Source organism: Streptomyces sp. NPDC057743, from assembly GCF_042798755.1.
Classification (GTDB): Bacteria; Actinomycetota; Actinomycetes; order Streptomycetales; family Streptomycetaceae; genus Streptomyces.
Genome location: NZ_JBHVJX010000045.1, coordinates 46,905 through 53,194, shown reverse-complemented (window position 1 = coordinate 53,194; position 6,290 = coordinate 46,905). Strand labels below are relative to the sequence as shown.

The 6,290-nt window shown below is 72.7% G+C and carries 5 protein-coding genes; 2 read left to right on the top strand and 3 right to left on the bottom strand.

Features of this window, described 5'->3' with window-relative positions; all coding sequences use genetic code 11:
- Positions 1-552: 552 nt before the first annotated feature.
- Positions 553-1,602, top strand: coding sequence for a tryptophan--tRNA ligase (gene trpS / locus ACFVFQ_RS33730; RefSeq protein ID WP_383423478.1), 1,050 nt, complete (start codon positions 553-555; stop codon positions 1,600-1,602).
- 447 nt (positions 1,603-2,049) lie between these two features.
- Here trpS and proC read toward each other — a convergent pair whose 3' ends face one another.
- Positions 2,050-2,862 (bottom strand): pyrroline-5-carboxylate reductase, encoded by an 813-nt coding sequence (proC, locus tag ACFVFQ_RS33725; RefSeq protein ID WP_383423476.1) that lies wholly within the window; start codon positions 2,860-2,862, stop codon positions 2,050-2,052.
- Between the two features lie 270 nt (positions 2,863-3,132).
- Here proC and ACFVFQ_RS33720 point away from each other — a divergent pair, with 270 nt between their 5' ends.
- Positions 3,133-4,554, top strand: a complete 1,422-nt coding sequence (locus ACFVFQ_RS33720) for a M1 family metallopeptidase (protein WP_383423474.1) — start codon at positions 3,133-3,135, stop codon at positions 4,552-4,554.
- Between the two features lie 56 nt (positions 4,555-4,610).
- On the opposite strand, the gene sigJ is transcribed toward ACFVFQ_RS33720, so the two are convergent.
- Entirely contained in the window at positions 4,611-5,564 is a 954-nt protein-coding gene (gene sigJ / locus ACFVFQ_RS33715) for an RNA polymerase sigma factor SigJ (RefSeq protein WP_383423472.1), read from the bottom strand.
- Positions 5,565-5,691: 127 nt separating this feature from the next.
- Positions 5,692-6,207 (bottom strand): hypothetical protein, encoded by a 516-nt coding sequence (locus ACFVFQ_RS33710; RefSeq protein WP_383423470.1) that lies wholly within the window; start codon positions 6,205-6,207, stop codon positions 5,692-5,694.
- Positions 6,208-6,290: the final 83 nt, after the last annotated feature.

Here is a 6,290-nt window from a genome sequence, read left to right as displayed (position 1 = left end):
CAGATCCGTTTCCGCATCCGGCCCCCTGTTGGAGTGGGGTTCGGCCGCTTCGCTTTCGCTTTTCGGCCTTTCCGACTTTATCAGATCTTCGTTCGTTCCGGGCGGCTCCGGGAGGAGCTGCGGTCGGCTCGAATTTCGTTCCGATTCCCCGTCGGCGGGGTGATCACTACGTTAGCGGAATTCCTCGGTGACGCCTAATCAGACGCCCGGAATGAATTTCGACATGCGGAATTCAATCCCGTTGAGGAGTCGTGCAGTAGTGAGGTGCCGCGAAGCGGCGGGATGGCTGTACGGGACCTGTCGGCTCCGTGACAACTCGGAGAACACTACACGAGGGGGTGAGGTGGTTCAAACCCGTGCGGAGGAGAGGGGTGGGCCGGTACGTTGTGGGGCATGACCGCGCATGTGCTCGTACAGCAGTGGTGGCCCGCCTGACGGCGGCCGCCCAGCAGCGCATGCGATGACCACGGCCGCCGCCTCGGCGGCCGTTCGCGTATCTCCCTTCCGTAACCGGCCGGTTGCAGGCGGCGGTCCCGTTGAGAAGAGGGATGGATGAGCGAGATGGTCGAGCGGACGGGGATGACCGGCGGGACCGCGGCGCGGGTGTTCAGCGGGGTGAAGCCGACGGGGCACCTGACGTTGGGGAACTACCTCGGGGCGGTGCGGCGGTGGGTCTCCGAGGACCAATACCGGGCGGACGCGCTGTTCTGTGTGGTGGATCTGCATGCGCTGACGGTGGATCACGATCCGGCGCGGGTGCGTCGACTCAGTCGGCAGGCGGCGACGTTGTTGCTGGCGGCGGGGCTGGATCCGGAGCGGTGCACGGTGTTCGTGCAGAGCCACGTGGATGAGCACGCGCGGCTGGCGTATCTGATGGAGTGCACCGCGAGCGTCGGCGAGATGCGGCGGATGGTGCAGTTCAAGGAGAAGGCCGCGCGGGAGGAGACGGCCGGGGTGCGGCTGTCGCTGCTGACGTATCCGGCGCTGATGGCGGCGGACATCCTGGCGTACGGGACGGACGAGGTGCCCGTTGGCGAGGACCAGTCGCAGCACGTGGAGCTGACGCGGGATCTGGCGGCGCGGTTCAACCGGCGGTACGGACCGGTGTTCGTGGTGCCGCGGGCGACGCAGCCGCCGGTGGCGGCGCGGGTGATGGACCTTCAGGATCCCCGGTCGAAGATGGGCAAGGGGACCGTGGTGCGGGACGGCGGGGCCGGGGTGATTCATCTGCTGGACGAGCCGGACGTGGTGCGGCGGAAGGTGATGCGGGCCGTGACGGACGCCGGGGCGGACGTGGTGTACGACCGGGAGGCGCGGCCGGGGGTGGCGAATCTGCTGGATGTGCTGGCGGCGTGCCGGGGGGAGGCTGATCCGGCGCAGTTGGCGGCGGAGTACGCCTCGTACGGGGCGTTGAAGCGGGACGTCGCGGAGGCGGTGGTGGAGCTGTTGCGGCCGGTGCGGGAGCGACATGCGGAGTTGGCGGCCGATCCCGGGTACGTCGACAAGGTGTTGCGGGTGGGGGCCGGGCGGGCGCGGGACATGGCACGGCCGCGGGTGGATGCGGCGTATGAGGCGGTGGGGTTGCTGCCCGCGGGGGCGTAGCGGCCCGTAAGGGGGAGGGGAACGGATCCCGTAGGGGACGGGAGCGCCCCCTGCGGGGCCACAACGATGAGGGGTGGGGGTGGTATTCCCGCGGGGGCAGGCCCGGTCTGGCGGGGGGCCGGGCCTGGTCGGGCCGGTTGGCTGGGCGCCGTCGGTGGCCGGTTCGTGGTCGGCGCCCGGTGCGTAGCCGGCGGCGGCTGGTTCGCAGTTCGTGGACAGTCCGCAGCCGGCAGCCTTCCGCGGCGGCCGGGGGCCAGGGGCCGGAGGCCAGGTGGCAGCCGGAGGCCAGGGGCCGGAGGCCAGGTGGCAGCCGGAGGCCAGGTGGCAGCCGGGGGCCAGTCGGCTGCCAGCCGCCAACTGGCCTCCGGGGCTGGGGTCCATGCTGAGGGCCCGGTCGCCTGGGCTTCAGGTCGCCGTCCGGGCTCGGCCCCTCCCCCTTGCTCGGGGTCAGCCACCGTTGCCCGTGGCCAGTTCGCGGCTGCGGTCGCGGGCGGCTTCCAGGGCGGCGATCAGGGCGGCGCGGACGCCGTGGTTCTCCAGTTCGCGGATGGCGTTGATGGTGGTGCCCGCGGGGGAGGTGACGTTCTCGCGGAGTTTGACGGGGTGTTCGCCGCTGTCGCGGAGCATCACCGCGGCGCCGATGGCGGCCTGGACGATCAGGTCGTGGGCCTTGTCTCGGGGCAGGCCGAGCAGGATGCCGGCGTCGGTCATCGCCTCGACGAGGAAGTAGAAGTAGGCCGGGCCGGAGCCGGAGAGGGCGGTGGCGGCGTCCTGTTGGGACTCCGGGACGCGCAGGGTCTTGCCGACCGTCGCGAAGATCTCCTCGGCGAGGGTGAGGTGGGCGGCGGTGGCGTGGGTGCCGGCGGAGATGACCGACATCGCCTCGTCGACGAGGGCCGGGGTGTTCGTCATGACCCGGACGACCGGGGTGTCCGGGGCCAGCCGCTCCTCGAAGTAGGAGGTCGGGATGCCGGCGGCGCCGCTGATGACCAGGCGGTCGGCGGGCACGTGCGGGGCCAGCTCGGCGAGCAGGGTGCCCATGTCCTGGGGCTTGACGGTCAGGATCAGGGTGTCGGCGGCCTTGGCGGCCTCGGCGTTGCTGACCGCCTCGACGCCGTAGCGGGTCCGCAGTTGGTCCGCGCGCTCCTGGCGGCGGGCGGTGACCAGCAGGTCGGAGGGCGCCCAACCGCCGCGGATCATGCCGCTGAGCAGGGCTTCGCCGATTTTTCCGGTGCCGAGTACGGCGACCTTCTGGGTCATGCGTTCACCTCGCCGGTGGTGCGTGATCGGTACGGGGTCATCCTCGCACCGGTGGGTGGCGGTGCGCCGGGGGCGTCCACGGAGCGGGCAGGCGGGCAGACAGGTGGGCGGGCAGGCAGGCAGAGCGAGCAGCCCGGGCAGCCCCAAGCCCAGAACCAAGGCCCGCCCCCAGCCCGCCCCCGAGCCCGCACGGGCGAGCCAGTAGGGCGGAAATGACCGTAAGGTCGGGGAACTTGCGTTCGCCCGTCCGTCGTCGGCCCGAGGAGTGCCGTGAACCGCCGCCCCCACCGCAGATGCGGTGCCATAGCCGCGCTGTCTGTCGCCCTGCTGCTGTCCTCCTGCGCGCCCGGGGGCACGGCCGTCAAAGGGGCGGCGGGCGGCGGCGGGCTGGGCGACCCGCTCTTCCCTGCGCTGGGCAACGGCGGCTACCACGTCCGCCACTACGGGCTCGACCTCGACTACGACGTGGCCAGGCGGCACTTGGACGGCACCGCCACGATCACCGCGAAGGCGGGCAAGGACCTGCGGTCCTTCCAACTCGACCTGGCGGGGATGACGGTGACGGGCGTCCGGGTCGACGGCGCGGACGCCGGATTCAGTCGCAAGGGGCACAAGCTGGTGGTCCGGCCGACCAGCGGGATCGACAAGGGCGCGGAGTTCCGGACCACCGTCCGCTACCGCGGGACGCCGCAGGAGATGCGGGACGAGGACGGGGCGTCCGAGGGCTGGGTGAAGACCGCCGACGGCGCGTTCGTCGCCGGGGAGCCGGCCGGGTCGATGACGTGGTTCCCCGGCAACAACCACCCCAGCGACAAGGCCGCCTACGACTTCAAGATCACTGTCCCGCAGCGCTATACCGCGGTCGCCAACGGGGAGTTGCGCTCGAAGCGGACGGTCGACGGGCGGACCACCTACGAGTGGCACAACCCGGAGCTGATGGCCAGTTACCTCGCCACCGCGACGATCGGCACCTTCGACGTCCAGGAGTCCCGCACCCCGCAGGGGCTGCCGCTCTACGTCGCGGTGGACCCCAAGGAGGCCAAGGCCAGTCGGAAGGCGCTGGCCCGGTTGCCGGAGATCCTGGCGTGGGCGACGAAGCTCTTCGGCCCGTACCCGTTCTCGTCGGCCGGCGCGATCGTGGACCACACCCCGGACCGGATCGACTGGGTGGCGCTGGAGACCCAGACCAAGCCCGTCTACGCCGGCGCGCCGGACGCCGAGACCGTGGTGCACGAGACCGCCCACCAGTGGTTCGGCGACTCGGTGACGCCGAAGACCTGGCAGGACACCTGGCTCAACGAGGGGTTCGCGACCTACGCCGAGTGGCTGTGGGAGGAGCGCGAGGGCGGCCGGACCCCGCAGGAGCAGTTCGACGCGCTCTACGACTCCGATGAGGACCACGAGCGGTGGGAGTTCCCGCCGGGCAAGCCGGACGGCCCGGCGGAGGTGACCGGGACGCCGGTCTACGAGCGCGGCGCGATGGTCCTCCAGCAGCTGCGGAACGCCGTCGGCGACGAGGCGTTCTTCTCGATCCTCAAGGAGTGGCCGGCGAAGTACCGGCACGCCAGCGCCGACAGCGCCGACTTCATCGCGTTCTGCCAGGACCGCACCGACGAGGACCTGACCGAGCTGTTCGACGACTGGCTCTTCGGGGACGGGCAGCCGGAGTGGGAGTACGACGCGGCGGCGTGAGGCCGAAGCGGCGGCCGGCGTGAGGTCAAAGCAGCGGACGCCGCCCGCCCGCACGCTCACTCCTCGTCGAGGTCCAAGTGCCCAAGTTTGTCTGGGTTGATGACGGCGTCCACCTCCGTGATCAGCCCGTCGTGGACCGTGAAGGCGAAGACCCCGGACGGGTACGCCCCCGACGTGTCCGCGAAGACCACGCCCAGCGCGCCGTTGACCTCCCGGACCGCCAGCCGCATGCTGCCCGGCGCGAACTTGCGGGTGACCATGCCCCAGACGTAGCGGGCGACCTTCTCCCGGCCCAGCACCGGCCGGCGCGCGGCGCTCACCTTGCCGCCGCCGTCCGAGCGCCACACCACCTCGGGGTCGAGGACGGTCAGCAGCGCCTCGAAGTCGCCGCCCATGACGGCCGACAGGAACGCCTCGACGGTGCGCCGGTGTTCGGCCCGGTCGACGGTGCGGCGCGGCGCCTCGGCCCGCACCCGGCGGCGGGCCCGCGAGGCCAACTGCCGCACCGCCTCCGGGGTCCGCCCGACCGCCTCGGCGATCTCCGGGAACGGCACCGCGAAGACGTCGTGCAGGACGAAGGCGGTGCGCTCGGCCGGGGTGAGCCGCTCCAGGACGGTCATCAGGGCCATGCCCACCGACTCGTCGAGGGTCACCCGGTCCTCCGGGCCGTCCGGGACGCCGGTCGGTGCGCCGCCGGCGGCCCCGTCGAGCACCGGCTCCGGCAGCCACGGCCCCACGTACAGCTCGCGCCGGGCCCGGGCCGAGCCCAGCAGGTCGTAGCAGATCCGGCTCACCACGGTGGTGAGGAAGGCGCGCGGGCTCTCCACCGGCGGGTCCTCGGGGAGCGCCTGCCAGCGCAGCCACGCCTCCTGCACGGCGTCATCGGCGTCGCTGACCGTGCCCATGATCCGGTACGCCACGCCCCACAGCCGCCCCCGCTGCTCCTCGAACTGCGCCAGCCGCTCGGCCCGGACCGGCCCGCCCGCCGTCCCGTATTCCCGCTCCGCCATGGCCTGTTCCCGCCTCCCCGCTCACGGGCCGCGGTCGTGCACCGGCGGCCCCGCAACGAGGACGACGCTAGGCGGCGGAGTGTGACGGGCGCGCCCCGGGCCCGAACTCCTCGTACCGCTACCGCCCCTACCGCCGCTTCTTCCCCTTCGGCTTGCGGGCCGCCGGGTTCCCCGCGCGGCTCTCCCGGCGGCGGGCGTAGCGCTCCCGCGCCGCCTCGTACTCGGCGCGGCGGAGCTTCTCACCGGGCGCCTCGACGAGGCTGCGGCAGAAGTAGGCCAGCAGCGAGCCGAGGAAACCGATCAGCATCAGGCTCTGCAGGGACCGCTCGGCGGAGCTGTCGGCGGCCGGGCCCGGGCGGCGCACGAAGCCGTCCCAGGTGCGGCGGAACGCCAGCGCGCTACAGATCGCGAAGCCGACCACCACCAGCCCGTTGACGAACGTGCCGACGTCGGCGGTGGACAGGCCCTGGAAGCCGAACCGCAGCACCAGCGCGCCGACCGCGGCCAACACCAGCGAACCCACCGCGACCCCGGCCCGGCGCAGGCCGTATCCGCCGTCGTGCTCGACCCAGGTGGTGCCGAAGAACCGGATCTCCTCCGGTTCCGGGCCGCCCGGGGGCTCGGTCCGCTGCGCATCGCTCATGCCGTCGATTATCCCCGGGGGCCCGCCGACCCGGCCGTGCGGCCGGCGGCGCCCCCGGCCGCCGCGCCCCACCACCGGCTCAC